20 protein-coding genes are annotated in these 16,993 nt (G+C 38.4%); all 20 read right to left on the minus strand.

Translation table 11 applies throughout. The features are described 5' to 3' along the window. On the minus strand, positions 1–490 hold a 490-nt coding region (locus HC725_RS15820), incomplete at its 3' end, for a hypothetical protein (RefSeq protein ID WP_190332831.1). Beyond that, a complete protein-coding gene (locus HC725_RS15825; protein WP_190332832.1) occupies positions 487–801 on the minus strand; it encodes a hypothetical protein in 315 nt (104 codons plus the stop codon). The genes HC725_RS15820 and HC725_RS15825, both read right to left, overlap by 4 nt. Positions 802–859: 58 nt before the next feature. Further along, the gene (ssb, locus tag HC725_RS15830; protein ID WP_190332833.1) at positions 860–1,252 is read right to left on the minus strand and encodes a single-stranded DNA-binding protein; all 393 of its coding nucleotides are present in this window, start codon (positions 1,250–1,252) and stop codon (positions 860–862) included. Positions 1,253–1,284: 32 nt separating this feature from the next. Continuing rightward, on the minus strand, positions 1,285–3,678 hold the full coding sequence (gene topB, locus HC725_RS15835) for a DNA topoisomerase III (RefSeq protein ID WP_190332834.1): 2,394 nt from the start codon (positions 3,676–3,678) through the stop codon (positions 1,285–1,287). 60 nt (positions 3,679–3,738) lie between these two features. Beyond that, positions 3,739–4,482 carry a MobC family replication-relaxation protein gene (gene mobC / locus HC725_RS15840; RefSeq protein WP_203219085.1) on the minus strand — a complete coding sequence of 248 codons (744 nt, stop codon included), beginning with the start codon at positions 4,480–4,482 and terminating at the stop codon, positions 3,739–3,741. 51 nt (positions 4,483–4,533) lie between these two features. After that, a complete protein-coding gene (locus tag HC725_RS15845) occupies positions 4,534–6,285 on the minus strand; it encodes a type IV secretory system conjugative DNA transfer family protein (RefSeq protein WP_190332835.1) in 1,752 nt (583 codons plus the stop codon). Between the two features lie 985 nt (positions 6,286–7,270). Next, a complete protein-coding gene (locus tag HC725_RS15850; RefSeq protein ID WP_190332836.1) occupies positions 7,271–7,558 on the minus strand; it encodes an H-NS family histone-like protein in 288 nt (95 codons plus the stop codon). A 3-nt stretch (positions 7,559–7,561) separates the two neighbouring features. Further along, positions 7,562–8,560, minus strand: a complete 999-nt coding sequence (locus tag HC725_RS15855; RefSeq protein WP_190332837.1) for a CpaF family protein — start codon at positions 8,558–8,560, stop codon at positions 7,562–7,564. 2 nt (positions 8,561–8,562) lie between these two features. Further along, a complete protein-coding gene (locus HC725_RS15860) occupies positions 8,563–9,270 on the minus strand; it encodes a hypothetical protein (RefSeq protein WP_190332838.1) in 708 nt (235 codons plus the stop codon). Next, on the minus strand, positions 9,267–9,875 hold the full coding sequence (locus HC725_RS15865; RefSeq protein ID WP_190332839.1) for a hypothetical protein: 609 nt from the start codon (positions 9,873–9,875) through the stop codon (positions 9,267–9,269). The genes HC725_RS15860 and HC725_RS15865 overlap by 4 nt, the downstream gene beginning before the upstream one ends. Further along, positions 9,872–10,408 (minus strand): lytic transglycosylase domain-containing protein, encoded by a 537-nt coding sequence (locus tag HC725_RS15870; RefSeq protein WP_190332840.1) that lies wholly within the window; start codon positions 10,406–10,408, stop codon positions 9,872–9,874. The genes HC725_RS15865 and HC725_RS15870 overlap by 4 nt, the downstream gene beginning before the upstream one ends. A 102-nt stretch (positions 10,409–10,510) precedes the next feature. Beyond that, positions 10,511–10,816: a hypothetical protein gene (locus HC725_RS15875; RefSeq protein WP_190332841.1), complete on the minus strand. Its 306-nt coding sequence runs from the start codon at positions 10,814–10,816 to the stop codon at positions 10,511–10,513. Between the two features lie 155 nt (positions 10,817–10,971). Continuing rightward, positions 10,972–11,658, minus strand: coding sequence for a hypothetical protein (locus tag HC725_RS15880; RefSeq protein WP_190332842.1), 687 nt, complete (start codon positions 11,656–11,658; stop codon positions 10,972–10,974). 68 nt (positions 11,659–11,726) lie between these two features. Then, positions 11,727–12,968 carry a trypsin-like serine protease gene (locus tag HC725_RS15885; RefSeq protein ID WP_190332843.1) on the minus strand — a complete coding sequence of 414 codons (1,242 nt, stop codon included), beginning with the start codon at positions 12,966–12,968 and terminating at the stop codon, positions 11,727–11,729. A gap of 146 nt (positions 12,969–13,114) precedes the next feature. After that, complete coding sequence (locus HC725_RS15890) at positions 13,115–13,609, minus strand: hypothetical protein (RefSeq protein WP_190332844.1); 495 nt, start codon at positions 13,607–13,609, stop codon at positions 13,115–13,117. Positions 13,610–13,651: 42 nt separating this feature from the next. Beyond that, a complete protein-coding gene (locus tag HC725_RS15895; RefSeq protein WP_190332845.1) occupies positions 13,652–14,062 on the minus strand; it encodes a hypothetical protein in 411 nt (136 codons plus the stop codon). Positions 14,063–14,263: 201 nt separating this feature from the next. Continuing rightward, a complete protein-coding gene (locus HC725_RS15900; protein WP_190332846.1) occupies positions 14,264–14,590 on the minus strand; it encodes a type II secretion system protein in 327 nt (108 codons plus the stop codon). Between the two features lie 8 nt (positions 14,591–14,598). Beyond that, positions 14,599–15,105, minus strand: coding sequence for a hypothetical protein (locus HC725_RS15905; protein ID WP_190332847.1), 507 nt, complete (start codon positions 15,103–15,105; stop codon positions 14,599–14,601). 2 nt (positions 15,106–15,107) lie between these two features. Continuing rightward, on the minus strand, positions 15,108–15,599 hold the full coding sequence (locus tag HC725_RS15910; protein ID WP_190332848.1) for a hypothetical protein: 492 nt from the start codon (positions 15,597–15,599) through the stop codon (positions 15,108–15,110). Positions 15,600–15,670: 71 nt separating this feature from the next. Beyond that, a complete protein-coding gene (locus tag HC725_RS15915; RefSeq protein ID WP_190332849.1) occupies positions 15,671–16,369 on the minus strand; it encodes a hypothetical protein in 699 nt (232 codons plus the stop codon). Positions 16,370–16,993: the final 624 nt, after the last annotated feature.

Here is a 16,993-nt window from a genome sequence, read left to right on the forward strand (position 1 = left end):
AGCAGCTTGCGAGTAAGTTGTAGGTTTCATTACGCTTCTTTGTGCAAAAGTCAGGGGTAATTTCTTGCTCGTATCGATAACGATTTAACAAAATGAAATGTTGATCCAGTTGCATGAATAATTTCATTAATAACGTGGTTTCTTTGCCTAATCTTGATTGGTCGTAAGACATAACAAAAGAGCTGTCTGGCTCAAATGGTCGAACAAAAAAACCACTGCTTTTTTCTTCTAACGAATACCGCATACTCGCCAGCTTTTCCGTCACACGCTTCATTCTCTCGATAATTTTCACACAAACATTAGAAGCAAAGAGCTTTTCACTCGGCTCAGTTGAAGCGTTGGTGGCAAAACAAGCAACTGAAAACAAGCTATTAAAGATTAATTCTCCGGTGACATACTTAACATCCTTCTTTTCAAAGTAAGTAGGGTTCCAGATAGTCGCGAGCTTTTTGGTATGGAGGATGAATTTAGGCGCGTTATGATCTTTCATTGTTTATTACCTGCTTGTAGAAGGGACTCAAAAGCGGTCATTAACTCAGAGGCTTTCTTTTTATCTTTCTCGGTTGGCCGTGTTTGAATTGTTACCGTTTTAACTTTATGTGAACGTTTATGTTTTAAATGTTCATTTGCCTGGTGAACTTGTTCGAATAATACTTTGAGGCTCACACCTTGGCTATTTTTCTTCAACTTGATTTTTTTTTCGATTATATCAGACATGAAGATATTCAACGGAATAAACATCGGCATCGAGTCTTCATCAAGCCCGATAAAAATCTCATTCTCGCGATAGTATTTCTGCATACTTTCCTCCAAAAGCACACTCACCATAAAGATGAGTGTATATCATTAATGTTATACGTTATTCATCATCAAAATCTAATGGGCTTTCAGGTTGAACTTCAACAGATTGGCCAGTCGGTAAAAGTTCTATTTTTCCATCAAAGCCTTGAACCACCACTTCAGAAATCGTTCTTTTGTTGCCTTCTTCACCAAAAGCGCGGGTTTTCATTTTTCCTTCAATGTATAAAGGTGCGCCTTTTTTAATGTACTTTTCCGCAAATTCCGCTAATTTTCCTTTTACTTTGATTTTGTGCCAATCCGTCACGGTTTCCTGTGTACCGGTTGTTTTATTTCGCCAGGTGTCTTTTGTGGCCAACGTAAATTCGACGGACTTACCGCCATCTTGGAATTCATGGATGGAAGGGGTTTCTCCGGTATAGCCAACTAAGATTATTTTGTTAATGCCTCTCATACTCTCTCCTTGTATATCATTATTGTTATACGTTAATTACTTTTTGGAATAGCGCCTTTTTCATAGTTAGGCCGCTCTGTTTTTGGATCATCAAAAAATTTGATATCACAGGTCTTACTTGAACAGCGCCACCAAAAAACACCCTCACGTTTAGCCGGCAGTCGAACGAGTGCCTTTTTGCATTGAGGACAAAATTCGGTTTCTGACGGTTTGAATTTTGGCTTTGGTTCTAGGTTCGGTTGGCCATCGAGATCAGGGTAGGTTGTTTTACAGCTTGGGTAACCGGTGCAAGCCCAAAACTTACCTTTGGTTCCGGTACGAGTCACTAATTTGTCTTTGTTACACACTGGGCAAGTGGGCGCATCTTCCGGTATGGTCGTTTTGGGTTTTTTAGGGGCGGTGAGTTGTGGTTTGCCGGCTTTATCTGGAAAAGCGGTTTTACAGTCTGGATATTGGTTACATGTCCAAAAATCGCCTTTACCGCCTTTCTTCGCTTTACGTTTAAGTAAAAAACCGTCACCACATTTAGGGCATGAGGTCGCATCGACGCTAATATTGATCCCATTGTTCGCTAAATGCTCGATACGTTCAGCAATATAATCATCAACATCCGAAATAAACGCTTCAACCGTCATTTTACCTTTTTTTATCAACGCCTTTTTTTCTTCCCATTGAGCGGAAATATCCGGCTTTATAACCTCATCAGGTAATGCCGCGCAGAACTCTTGACCTTGTTGAGTCGTTTTCCAGATTTTTTCTTTGTACCCCTTTTCCTTTCCAATTGAAATTAATGCGGTATTTTTGGCGAGCTTTTCTAAAATACCGGCTCGCGTTGCTTCCGTACCAATACTGCCTTGATCGCTGCTGCCTTCATCTTTTGCTTCTAATATTTTACGAAGGTCAGGATCATCAATAAATTTTGCCGCCCTAGTCATTGCAGCCAATAGTGTTGACTCAGTAAAATACTTGAGTGGGGTGGTTTTTTTCTTATCTATTTTGGTTGAGTCACAATGCGCTTTTTCATTGAAACTCAGCGTGGATAAATCAAACTCCGGTAATACATCTTCTTTATCATTGGACACTTTATGCAGTACTTCCCATCCACGCTGTTCAAGAACGCTTTGAGTCGCATTAAATTGGTCGCCTTCGATATCAAAGATGACTTTTGTTTTGTTGCGGATCGCATCGGGGTAGAAAAGCCCAATGAAGTGAATGGCAACAAGGTGATACACATTTTTTTCTTTCACACTAAGCTTGATGTCTGCACCGCTTTTCACGGTAGGCACAATCGCATGGTGCGCTTCAATTTTGCTGGCATTGAAAGCTTTGTGTTTTTGATTCGTATCCATGTCAGAAATAGAGCCGGCTAATTCTGGCATCGTGTCACTCATTGCCTGGCTAATATCATTGACTTGATAAAAGTGTTCGTCAGACAAATACCGGTTATCCGTTCGTGGGTACGTTAATAGTTTATGGGTTTCATATAAGCCTTGCATGATCTCGAGTGTTTCAGTGGCACTGTAACCAAATTGCTTAGCGCAGAGTTGTTGTAAGGTTGATAAATTCAGGGGTAAAGGGGGTTTACTATTTTCTGGTTTGGTTATCGCCATTGTGACCAGAGCGGGTTTGCCCTTGTTTCGGGTCGCAACATGATTGGCGTTTGGTTCTGAAATAAGGCGGTTCTTCTCATCAATTTGATCGCTTTCTTTTGTCTGATATTTTGCGTTGATATGATGGCCATTAATGCTCATGTCTGCATAAACATCATAGTAAAAGCTTTCTTGGTGATTGAGGTTGGCCAACGTTCGCATGTTGACGAGTCCCATGACCGCACTTTGTACGCGACCCACATTTAAAACGCCCTGATAGCCCTTTTCTCGACCTTTTAACGTACATCCGCGAGTAAGGTTGTAACCAAAACTTTTATCCGCTAACGACCGCGCTAAGGCGCTCGCCGTCCATCCTTTAAAATTTTCATTCGGTTGCATGTTAGCCAGGGCTTTTTTAACCGGTGCTAAGTTAAGGTCGGCAACAATCAGGCGCTCTACCGGTTTTGTATTTTTCGCATACGTTAATATTTCATCGACGAGCAGGCAGCCTTCTTCATCTGGATCGGCAGCATTAACAATCGATGTCGATTCTTTGATTAATTTTAATATTGTGCTGAGTTGAGCTTTTGAATCGGCTTTAGGTTTTAGCTTTGGCGGAGTGATGGTTTTTAACGGTAAATCAGAGAACACCCATTTTTTAAAATCTTCGTTGTAATCTTCTGGATCGAATAATTCCAACATGTGGCCATAACACCAGGTCACGACTTCCTGACCGTGTTGATAGTAGCCACTTTTCTTTTGGGTTTTAGGGTTTCCACCTAAGCCTTCAAAGATGGCTTGAGCAAGAGAGGGTTTTTCGGCAATAAATACACGCATGTGGGTTCCTTACTATTTCTAGCAATAAAGAATGAATAGGATTGTGATAAATGAAGTGTGTTAAATCGTGACTTCAGAAAGGTTTTCAAGTTCTGCGTAGGTGAAGAACTTGAAGGTTTTTTGATGCTTTTCTTCCAGGTTAACCGGTTGGCCATTAATCATGACGAACTTAATATCATTGAACATGATTTGCAGCGCTGCTTTTTGTTTTGAGGTTGGCACAACGTAAAAAACTCGATGCCATATCTTTTTTTGACGGCCCAGCAAATGACTGGTCATGATGCTTTGGTATCGTTGCTTATTTCGTTTTAATGTTCGCTCAGTCTCAATCGCAACATTGTGGCCAGATGGCAATGTTATGATCCCATCGGGTCGATGTTTAATATTATATTTTTTAAAAAACTCGCCTCGGTCTCCGTTTATCCAATTTGTGCAATTCTTGCTTTCTAATGTTAATCGTACAAATTGATTGTCTAGGTGATGTTGTAAGGTTGAAGGGCGAACTCGTGAAGGTTCAAATACGGGTAAAAGCGGCTCATCCATGATGGCCAAGCCATCGAGTGTGATACCCCATAATGCTATTTTGTTAGAAACAAAATTAACTTCATGTTTGAGTATCAAACCTTTTTTAACCATATTCTTGATAAATCTTGAATTCTGTCCTTTATCTTTGATTTTTGTTATTTTAGTTAATGTTTTAAAATCGCTGAAGGTATCTTGTGATAGAAACTTGAGAACCGCATGTTCTCTATTATTTCCTTTTAGCCGGCACTCTTTAAATGATGGCTTTGGCATGTCATTCATTTATCTTCCTCTAGTTTGAATTCATCTAAGTCCATGGCTTCAAGATCAAAGTCAATCATCAAAATCTAATACATCTTTATCGTCAGAAGCGTGCGCAAGTTCTTCTTCAGATGGGGCAATACTTAATATCAGCTCTTTCTTTTGCACCTTGATAGGGGATATCAAGGAAGCAAACGGGAGGTTTTCAGATGAATAGATAAAGCTGACAAATTTAGGTAAATTAAGCAGCATATTAGTATCAATAAAATTACGTTCCGCTTGTCGAATACTTCTGTCTGAAGAAATCGTTTCAGTTAATGCTTTACTGGTTTCAACTTTTCTCGTTTCATCATCGACTAGAATGGTGCCACTCATTTCAGCCACCCATTTAGCGGTATCTGGATCTTGTAATTTATAGACCAGTTTGAACTTGGCATTTTCAACAACAGCACCCACAACCGCATCACCATTCAAGTCAGCGGGACAATCTTTTAAATCTGCGATAGATTGGTGAGCCATAATAATATGCACCCCTTTATCGCGCGCGGCGCCTAATCCTTCCATTGCTGGTTTGGATAGATGGTATTTCAATTCATCTAAGAATATAGCGATAGGTTTAGGTTTTGAATTAATGCGATCACGTGTTTCAGCAATCTGAAGCAACCGAACTAACAGCATTCTTTGAGCAGCAATTACTTTACCGTTTCGCATTGAACCAATAACGTAACAGCAACCACCATTATCGAAAATATGTTGAAGTGAAACCCCATTAACCGCATTGATTGAATTCAATCCCGCAAGTTCTTCTAACTTGCCATAAAACGCTTTTATGGTTTCCGCGATATTTTGAACATACTCACTATTAAAAAGTGATCTTAATGTTTCTCTATCGCTTAATTCTAGCCTTGCCGATATTCGGGCGGCTTTGCGATCATCGATACGATAGAAATCGGCAACATCACCTTTTTCAGCTAATGAAAAACCCGCCACTAATAATTCTTCAAGCTGATCCGTGTTGATGTCTGCCAGTAAATTGATTTGGTATTCTTGTTTGTTTAGATCAATTAATAAAAATGGCTTTCCTGCATCTTCACAAGCTTGACGATATAGATGAGGAGCCCATTCATCATTTTTTGGATCGAGTACAAAAACGCCTTCACCAGCCAGAATACTTTGATAAAGAAGTATGCCGGAGGCAACGCCTTTACCTGCCCCTGTCGTACCAATGATATCGGCATGTTGAGTTTGCCAAGTTTCAATTGGAATATATTGAGGATGTCTTAATTCATCTAATCCAATAAAGATACCTTTGTTTAAATCAATGAACTTCATGGGGTCGTAATGTTCAGAGGTCGGTAAGTGAGAAGCTATCTCACGGACATCTGTTTTTTCATTTCGAGCGAGTTTCGTTTTTTGTGTCATTTTCATTTTTAGTTCATTGCGCTTAGGCGCTATCCACCGTCTTAAGTAGACGTGAGTAATAATCCCTAAGATGGTTAAAATAATGAGGAACCAAGTCGGAAACGGAAATGAAAACTGCATACCTGAAGGAAGGCTTTCCTTTAAAAATGCCATGGCAAGAAATGGAATGACTATCGGTGATAGTGTTCCAAAAATGAATAAAATGGCGCTACCTACAATGCTGATCCTATACAGTGAAATATCAGATTCGAGATCCTTTTCTGGTTTATCAAAGTAAATAATTGGGATCAATAATCCAGCTATAAGCGCGAATATAAAGCCTCCTGAATACGTGATCTTATACATCCATAGGATCGTATTAAATGACGCACTGAGAAGTGCTTGGGAGAGTAAATCAAGCATCTAAAGTACCTTTATCCTAATGATTTATGACAACCAACACTGACAACAATCACTAACAACGGGTGTTATCAGTGATTGTTGTCAGTGTTGGTTGTCGGTGACTGGAGAGGATGGAATCTGATGAGAATCAGATCATTAAAAGAATAAGATTGAAAACATGTTTTCAATCAACATCTTATGAGTGAGTGATTTTTCTTCTGAACGAAGAAGAAATCCCACTCTCATAAGAAAAAAAGAAAAGGGAAAACGTCGTCGCAAGTGCGACCACCCCCCTTTTCAAGTTGGATTAAGGCTCCTTATTCGGTCTGCGGGGACTTGACCTTTAAGTTTCCTAAATCCAGCTACGAAAACGAGGGTGGTCTCAGTTCCTTACGACGTTTTCCGGGCTTCGCCCCCAAACCAAAAACCGTCCTCTGGGGAGGACTCGCCTATTCGCCAGGGCGGGCGTTTTGGTTCGGCTCCCCCAATCTAAACCTGCGCTCGGAACTCGCTTGTTTTAGATGCTACGCTGGACGCTCCGCACCAGATAAAAACATTAGCAATTAAACCCCACAAGGGGGCGCTTGGGCGATTGAATATTTTTTCTGGTTAGGATCGTATGCCACGCTCACTAACGCCAAAAACATGATTACATTCGCTCGGGGACTCGCTACTTTCATCATGTTTTTGCCTAGTTCACGAGGCTACGATAAAGGCGGCACTGACAAGTTCATGTTTTACATTTGTGCCAAATGATGAACTTTCAGTGCAAAGGAAAAAAGCGAAATTTAACAATACTAATGTATTGAAATTATCGCTTTTTGAATATTTCGACTGACTATTTTTAACAATGCTAGGGCATTGAAAAATGTCATTTCGAAATACTTTAGTTCTACGCTTGAGATAGCTTACCCACAAACTCCACAATCGATTGAGCTCTTCGTTCCGGCTCAATCCTCTCATGTGGATTTTGATGGATAAGCTAGTTTTGGGACGGACTGTTGACTTAATTTGATGGGGTAGGCTTTGATGCTTTTCGCTTCTTAGGTGTCTTCATTATTTGAGATAACTTATTAAAATCCACGCCACTTTGAACGATTTTATTTTTTAATTCTTCAAGCTTTAAAAGCTCTTTCTGCTCCTTTTCCTCTTCTTCTAATGCTTTCAATTTAACGTCATCGATAATGTTAGAGAGTTTATCTTGAATGCTTTCAAGCTCATTTAAAGATAAACCATTTAATGCCTTTTTAAGCTTTCGTTGATTTGAAATAGTAGAAATAAATTCAGTGTTCATGGGTTATTTTCCTTCTTTAAATTGGTAGAGGTAATGAGGTTCATGGTTTTTTATTTCCATAATTTCGATAATTTTACGGCCGTAAACAGGGTTTCTACTTGCATGAATAAACAGATTAACCGAACCGGTTATTTGCTTTCCGGCAAGCTCATAACTCATTAGACCGGAGCTAGAGATAAGGTATTGAATACGTTCTATAGCATCTATGCAGCTATTGGCATGGAGCGTAGTCACACAACCGCTATGACCTGTATTTATCGCTTGAATAAAGGCATCGGCTGCGCCTGAATGCCTAATCTCACCAACCCATATTCTATCTGGACGCATCCGCAAAGCCGTTTCAATTAACGTTTTTAATTCAACTTTTGATTCCTCTCTCTTGGGTGCTTCAAGTGATACTCGAAAGGGTAGCCAATCTAAATAAAGCTCTTGAGTATCTTCACAAGTCACAATTCTTTCTGATAAAGGAATGTATTTCGCTAACGCTCTTAAGAGGGTAGTTTTACCTGAGCCAGTGTTACCACTAACAATAATATTACTGCCCATTTTAATGTGCTCGATGAGTACATTAAACATCACTTTAGGAAGTGCGCCATATTCAATAAGCTGATTAATGGTGAGTAAATCTTTAGGAGCGACACGAAGTGTTAGTGTTGCTCCTTGGGGAGTCACACCGACACTTGTACAACATAATCGTGAGCAATCAGGAAGACGAGCATCGAGGATGGGGGTCTTTTTTGATATAGGTTGGTCTAAGCATTTTGATAACTGTGTGATCAAGCTTTCTAAAGCCACTTCAGAACCAAAGCTATTGTTTGATTTTGTTATTGTCCCATTGAGTTCATAACTAATGTTATCGAACCTATCAACGAATATTTCGGTTACACCGTCCATTAAGTAGAGGTCTTTAATGGGTTGAAAATAATTTTCAACTAAATGCCATTCGGTTGTTTTTGCGACCGGAACAAGGCCAAATAGTGTATTAATAAATTGATCTGACATCGTTAGTTCACTGTGTTTATTGAGCGTAGTACATCTTCATCTTGCTCACTTAAACCGTTCACTGCCTCGTGATAATCTTGTTGCTGTGAGCCTGAGTTTTGATTGGGGTTGACTTGGAACATGATGAGATCGCCTAAATCATCTTGATAACCACCGAGTTCACCTTGATGACCATCACTGTAATAAACATGACCAGACGGGAAGTTATCAATTAAGGCTTGTTGATACGTTAAAGTGCTCGTACAAAATGGGGGTGAGGATAAGTATCCTTTCGATTGCTTAATGCAACTAATATCTTTTACCCATTCTTCAGGAACATCTATCCAGCGTATGCATATTTCAGTTGATGAATCGTTACTGGAATAACGATAGGCATTACAAGCATGGGGTTGAGGGGCGATATAAGCGCCTATACCTTCCTTGATATCAACATTTGGCTGAACGGTATCCTCATTTTCAGCAATATAATTATTCACTTCCATGCTGCTAGTGTCCGGTGTTTCTTTCGAACATTGAGAGTATCTTGGCGCGGGAGATTTCCCTTTTAGCACGCGCTTATGCATCGCTCTTTTTGCCGCTTTACAATTGCTATTCATAAAACCAACAGGTGCACACATTAAAATAGCGCATTCATCATCACTAACAGAAAAAGCGGGTAATGGATGTAATAAAATAGATAGTGTGAGAGCACTGATGGCTATTTTTTTCATATAGCGCTCCTAGATTTATCAAAATTAATTAAGCCTGATGCTATGCCATAATCACAAATGCATTCCATCATTGGTTTTGGCATTTGTTCATCACCAAAAATGTAATGTGTCAGTTTTCCCTTTCCTTCTTGCCAATAATGACGAGTAGTTCTTTTATCCTTATCGAGACAAACACCATAGAAGTATCTAGGTAAACCAAGGGAACTGTAGACTTTATCATCGCCTATATTGATGAGGCAGTTGAGTAATCGTGATGTGCGTTTAAATGTTTTCAAATCAGTATTAAAGTTTTCAAAGAAAGACAGGTATCCACCTGGTTCAATCTTAAAACGCATTTTACTGAACATTAATGGACGCAGAGGGTTATTCGTCAGTAAGCTCCACGTTGAATAGAGTGAATAAACGCCCAGCTTTCCTTTGGTGCAATATACTTCTGCAATACCTCTATAATCTAATCCATCATCGCCATAATGGTGACGAACCGACCCCATAATGAACGTGTCACCAATTCTCATTTCTCTCATTCGGGCAAGCCAATACATAGGGAAATGGCATTCTCTTAAGAAGTTGTGACCTTTTACTTTTATTGGTTCATGTTTGCTCATTTATACTTCCTCATCTTGGTGATCACACGAGTTATATAGTCTTGTGTTTCTTTGTAGGGGGGGACGCCTTTATATTTCAATACGGCTTTATCTCCCGCGTTATAGGCTGCTAGAGCAACGGGTAATGAACCATACTTTTGTAAGAGCGTAGCGATTAAGTGAGTACCGACCATTACATTTGCCTCTGGATCGAAAGGGTCAATTTTCCAACGCCTTGAATGCATATCCATGAGTTGCATAAGTCCTTTTGCTCCTGCATGGCTAACCGCTTGAGAATTGAAATGACTTTCAGTTTCAATGATTGCGAAAACTAGCTTTCTAGGAACTTTGTAGTAACTGGAGTATCGCGCGACGATTGAATAGAAAGGTGGAAGGTTTGTAGCTTTGGGGCGGTTATATTGACTCTGCCATGAGTTCATTTCTTGATTTGACCAGGAACTACTAGAGCTAAATGGTGACTTAGCTTCGAAAGGAGCTGATGCGTAACAAGAAGAAGTAAAGACCAGGCAAAGCCACATTAGATATCGTGGCATATTTAACCTATACGATTAAGGATTGAATTTAATTAAGTGTTTTTATTTGGATGTAAAAAAGCCATCACGAATGATGGCTGTATATCATTAATATTGTATAAGTTAATTTGTGAGTACTGGCACTACAATACTAACTAAAACCGCAGCTAATGTGGTGACTACTAGCCATGTTAATCGGTCAAATTTCTTATCAACATTGTCAATCTTTAATGAGAGCTCAGTACGAACATCTACAATATCCTGCTTCAGTTCGACACGAAGATCTTTAACGTCCGTCCGTAGCTCTGATATATCTTGTTTAAGCTCAACACGAACATCTGCAATATCTTCTCTAGTAGCTGCATGGTGACTAGCGTTAAGAAGGTGCTGCATCAGATCTTTTTGAGTAAATTCATTCGTATTTGGCATTTTCATTATCCTTTCACCTGTACTGCTTGTAGTTATTTAAAATGCCCCCCAAATGGGAAGCACCCATTTGGAGATCAGTCGCAATGACTGATGGCTTGATTATAAAAGAATCAGATATGAAAAGCCATAAAGCATGCAACCGTATAACATTAATGTTATACGGTTGATGAGAACCTTATCGTTCTCCAATTCATGGGGTCTAATTGGTTTAATGGATTTGATTTTTTAAAGGTTTTTATCATCACAAGTTTTATTGACGCGATTGAATGACTGAACCAATGGTCTTTACTGTCATAAATGATTTTATAGCCATGTTGCTTCAATACCTTTTCTAGTAATTGAGTATTTCTGTTTTGGCCTTGCTGTAGAAGGAGTGGGCTAGAAATTTCAATGTATTTAATACCGTGACTTAATCCTAAACGTAAAATGTTTTTCAGTTCCTGGTAGTGATTCTTGGTAAATTTTGAATCTGATTTTGAAAAATGCACCTTCCAAATCGTATTTAAAGTATTAGTTTCAATTAATAATGTAGAGCTTTCTTTATTGGCGACTAGTTGCAATGGAACCAATAGCCCCAAAGTTACGGAAACAATGCAGAGTATCAAGGCTCTATAGTTGAAAATGTATAGGGTAGGTATATCGAAAATTAAACAAGTTAGGTATAAGGCTAAAAGTATTTCTAAAGGCACTAAAGATACCCTGATCAAAGCGTATAAACGTTGTTTTTTTCTCTTACTATAAAGAGCCGGTGATTTATTTATTAATTTGGTGTTTTTATGTGAGTGCATAGCGACAAAAAGAGCAATCACAAAACCAACAAAGACTAATACTTGTATTAACATTTTCTATTCTACTCCCATAAAAAAGCCTCTAATATTAGAGGCTTTTTGTATATCATTAATGTTATACGTTATTTTTGTTTTCGGCGAATGAAGCCCATGAGTAATAAACTAAATATTGAAAACATACCCGTGCTGCCAGCGCTCTTGCCACCATCACTAGGTGTTACATTTCCACCATTTCCACCATTTCCACCGGTATTGTCATCTGGCTCAATATATTTGGCTGGTAGTTCATTCACATGAATAACGAAACCTTCTTCGAGAGTGATTTGGCCATCACCACCATTTGAGCTTGATACCACTAAATCACATTTCGCCCACGGAGAGACGGAATTACAAGTATTGCTGTCTAAGGCTATATCACCGGTTGTTGAAATCGTATTGTTGATATCGAAAGTGGCGTTATGAAGGTTTTGGATAGTAATCGTCTTTTGTTCGCCAGCTAGCATTTTTATGAACGTTGGTGAATGCCAGGCATTGATGTTTTCTAAAATAAACTCTTGATTATCGTTAATGATTGTTCCATTTGATGTTCCTAACATTCCGGTACTGGAAACTCCAATAATTTCCTTAGAGCTATTTAGCCACATACCACCGCTGTCACCTTCTTCTGTCTCAATATTAGGCTCTCCATTTGGGGCTCCACTTAAAATTGCAAGTGGGTTATTTGTTGAAACAATATTATCAAGAACGCCATAGCCAGAACGATTTTCATTTTGTTCAATTGAAAACATATTATCTAAATATCGAGAACCAAACACTTGAACTTTATCACCTACATTTGTGGGTGCAGGGCTTAAGAATTTAATCTTATCAATAGTTCCATAAGTTTCTTTTAAGGTAAATATGGCAATGTCATGTCCTGCTTCTTCATATGTATAGTAAGGATCAATACCACTAGGAATTGCAAATTTAGTAAAAATGGTTTCTGTAGCGTACATACGCTCTTGTCCACGATTATTCCATAGGTCAGCTAGAACTTTTCCAACAAAATCACTATTTAATGCCTGCTGTGTTGGTGTTTTGACTTGAGTAACATCGGATATTGTTGACCAATCATTGTAATAGTTGTTGTCGGTTGAAATAGAACTATCGATATTTCCATTTTCTGCGCAATGAGCAGCTGTTAATACATATTTACCAGCTATAACTGTTCCTGAGCACCGAAAGTAAACCATTGAAGGGTGGCCGTCCCAATTCACACTATCAAAACTACCGTCAGGATAATGTAGTGCATTGGCATTAAAGCTTGAAAAAGTGATTAGAGATAAAAGTGAAGCTTTAATTTTCCATTTATTTTGATTGTTCATAGGTACATCTATTATGTATAACATTAATGTTATACATAATAGGTTAAAACAATCACCGTGTATATCATTAATGTTATACACGGTGATTGGGGTCACAAAAAGATTTTCATTTTGAAGTGCTTTTATATTAAAAACTTAGGTTCTTATTATAAAACATAAACACTTGTTATTATGTTATTGCTAATGTTGTAATTATACATAAATATACGGTTGTTTTCTTTGTATATTCTAATTGCTATATCTTTTGTTGAACATGATGTTCCATGGTTATTCCCTGGAACCCCTGAACAAGTTTTTTCGGTAAAAGCCATATCATCAAGTAAAATTTTATTATTATTATTTGTTGGTATTGGATAAGATTTTGTTGCAAGACTATTGCCTGATGTAACAGCAACAAATTTAATTCCAGAAGGAATAGTGACAGAACTTTTTCCTGCCCCCGAATAAATTAACTTCCATTTGTCTCCTACACTTGATGGATTACTAGATGGCATTTTTTGTACTTCATAAGCTGTTGCTTCAGCCATCGCTTTTTTATTGGCGGCATACGCGGGATCTAATGGGTACTTGTCTTCAGCATGAACGACTGAAGCGAAAAGCATTGTGACTATTCCTAAACTAAATAAGCTCTTTAATTTCATGTGTTTTCCTCTCTACATTATGTATAACATTATTGTTATACGTTAGTGGCAAACAGTTTGAACGGTTATTGTCCCATTCGTACCATTTACCCAATTGCCTGATGAATTCTTGTATTTGTATTTGAGAGTTAAGTTCCAATACGTGGAATAGGTAGATTTAACAACACCAACAGGAGCATGTTCATAAGTACCCGCTGGTAACTCTAAAAATTTAGGAGTTGTAACTACATCAGCGGTTAATCCAGATGCGCATTGAGGTTTTGTGATATTTTTTCCTGATTTAATAGTGAAGGAATCTACAACCCCAACCGCTAAGCTGCGTTGAGTTCCATTGGTGTTTCTGATTCGAAAGTCTTTGGCATTGGTGATGGCGTAATTACCACCCACATCCCAATTACCTATTAACGTAGAATCTTGGCCAGAACGCTTAACGACTGCGGTTAGTGATAACAAACTTTCTAATCGAGGAATTGTTATTGTGATTTCTCTACTCGGTTCGTCATAACTTGCACCGGCTATCTGAGAAAATAGACTTAAAGATATTTGCTGTTCAAACGTATTGGCATTGGTTAAAGGTGGAAGCTTTACCTTTAATGTTGCTTTGTAATAATTCTTACCTGTTACTTTTTGCCTGGTGTAAATAATGTCTTCTCCCTAAGGTGTTTGCTCTGGAGTTGAGCAATAGCCATTCTGGTTGTCAGACGTTGAACATTCCGGTAAATACCCATTAGCTTGTAATGTGTCTAAGCCCGTAGGAAACAGGTTTTGACTATCTGGTAATATACCGTTGTCGTATTGGTCGGATTGATAAGCATTGATTTGGGCGATCAGGTTAGTGATGTGGTTATAAAACGAATTTTGGTTGTTTTTAATATTCTGCTCTTGTTGATGCTGAACATAAAATGTCGCTAAGTAACCAATGACGCTTAAAACCACTAATAAACTAATTAATGATGCAAACCCCTGTTGGTGTTTTTTCATTATTGTTCCTAGTGAATACAACCGGTTGAACGATCAAATTGTTCATAATTAGATACCTTGCTTGTGACGGGGTAACTAAATGTCATTACTTGATCGGTTGAAGTTTGCGGAGTGAGGTATTGAAAAACGTTATTAAGTTCATCACTTGAATCAAATAGCACCGAGACATCTAAACGGATTGGATGGGGGTACGGTGTATTATTTATTTGATAATCAAATGTGAATTGCCATTTTCGGTCTAAAACTAAAGGTTTTATGGTTGGGTTATACGCTACTAAATCAGCCAAGGTTGTTAGGGTTGGCTCATGAAAGCACCGTGTTTTTAAAACCTCTAATTTATAATTTGATAGTGCCGAATGATGGATAGATCTTACCGCTTCATTAATATCAGCACTATCTGAATAGTTTCTGGCAATTGGATAAAAAACGCTAAGTAACAGCGTTGTTAATCCAACCATAACTATGATGTAGGCAATTATACTTATTAACGCCATACCTTTTGTATGGCGTTTCATAGTTAAAATGTCATTGTGATTGAGTTTGTGGTTTTGGTTAATGTGTCGCAACTGTCAGATTCAGAACAATTACTACGAGTAGCGGGAGCCATTGTGTCTGCTAACTCGTTTATATGATCAGTGTCATTTGGCAAAGTAGCTGTAATGTTATAAAGACCAGGGTTGGCGTTTGGAGTTACTGTCCAGTCCCCACCAAATGGGTTAGTTGATTTTCCATCGTTACTATCACCACAAATGCTATTGCTCAGATAATTATCAGAACATAATTTTTGTATTGAGACTTTAGCGTAATTAGGGCGACGTTTTTTCCAGTTGTAGGTCGCACTTGATATTGTTGATACATCAGATTGAAACGCAGATACATTTAACATGTATTTTGCTTGAGGGACGAGTGAAATGATAAAGCCTAACACCGCAACAGTAAGAATTATCCAGACAAGTTGGTCAGCGATTGCTGCACCACGAATTTTTTTAAAAGGTGTTTTTTGGTTCATGTAATAACCTTAGATTTTAGATAAAAAAAACCACATCGGATGATGTGGCCAGTCAATTTGAACATTGAAATTTAGAAACGAAGCTGAGTGATCATGTTGATGATCAATTGAGCTATTCCTCCTCCTACAATTAGCGTGATGAGTAAGGCGGTAAATTTAATAACGACCGTTCCCCACACTCGAAATATTGCCATTTTGCTTTCTAGTAAAGAATTATGTAATTCAGCGCTATTATTAAAAGTTTCGTAATGATTACCTGTTTCACCAATTATTCGCATGGTTCTAACGTTTTGCTCTTGAATGAGTCCGGTATCGAGGATTTTTCCTATATTGGACTCACCTGATTGAATTTTTTTTCTAGCATTAGATAGATGCCATTTCAAATATGGTGTTGTTTTATATCCAATATGGTCTATCCCTTCTAACAAACTTAATCCCGCCCGGGTTAAATTTGCCATAGACCTCAATAAGTTCGTGGAGGTAATTAACCGGTAGTGATAAAAAACCGGTAATTGGTCTATGTACTTGCGTATTAGACCATTACCAACAGGAGCTAAGGGGAGTGAAATTATTGAGATAGTAGATAAGACAATAATACCTATAATAATATACAAGCCTTTATTAGCCCAAAACTTACTGAATAAATAAGCAAATTGTGACAATCCTCCCCAGCGAGGCATCGGTAACAAATTCGTCATCATTGGAAAGAAAAACCAATAAGCACATGCACATGTAAATAATAAAGCGATGATCCCTAATAATGGTTTCATTAATGCCTTTATTAACATATTCGTTGATATGTTTTGCATGTGAAGTGTTTCTAGGGCATTTGATAGTCCATTGTGCCAATCTCCGCTAGTCTCTCCTGCTAATAGGCTAACGCAAATGCACTGTGCGATACCTACAACACCCATAGTCTCGGCGGCCGGACGAACTGGCTTTTAGCGACAAGAGACGAGTTAAAAATGGATCTATACGACATATTCGGTGATATGTTTATCGAGCGCGGTTGGCCGACCTACCTCACCTATTGGTCGGCGACTCCTCATGATTCTAAATATGACTACGTGAGCCTCATCAATGGCTTCATCTCCTACGGCCTTCCGTTCACCTCGTACTACGTATCCTGCGTCTCAAATCCTTAAATTTGAGCGTTTAGAGTTTATTATTGTGAAGTGATTATAATAACCGTTATTGGGCAATCAATAACGGTTAAGTTCACCAAAATTATTATGATATATTTGCTTTCTCAACTGACAATGATTAGCTTGACTAAGCAGTCCATAATAGCTATTTGTCACCACCAGTGCAAAAATGATCCACTAACACCAATTGAAAATTGATCCACTTGGTATCATTCAGTTTTAACAAAACTGGATGGTGATTATGTTAAC

This window comes from Vibrio sp. S17_S38 (assembly GCF_014694375.1).
Classification (GTDB): Bacteria; Pseudomonadota; Gammaproteobacteria; order Enterobacterales; family Vibrionaceae; genus Vibrio.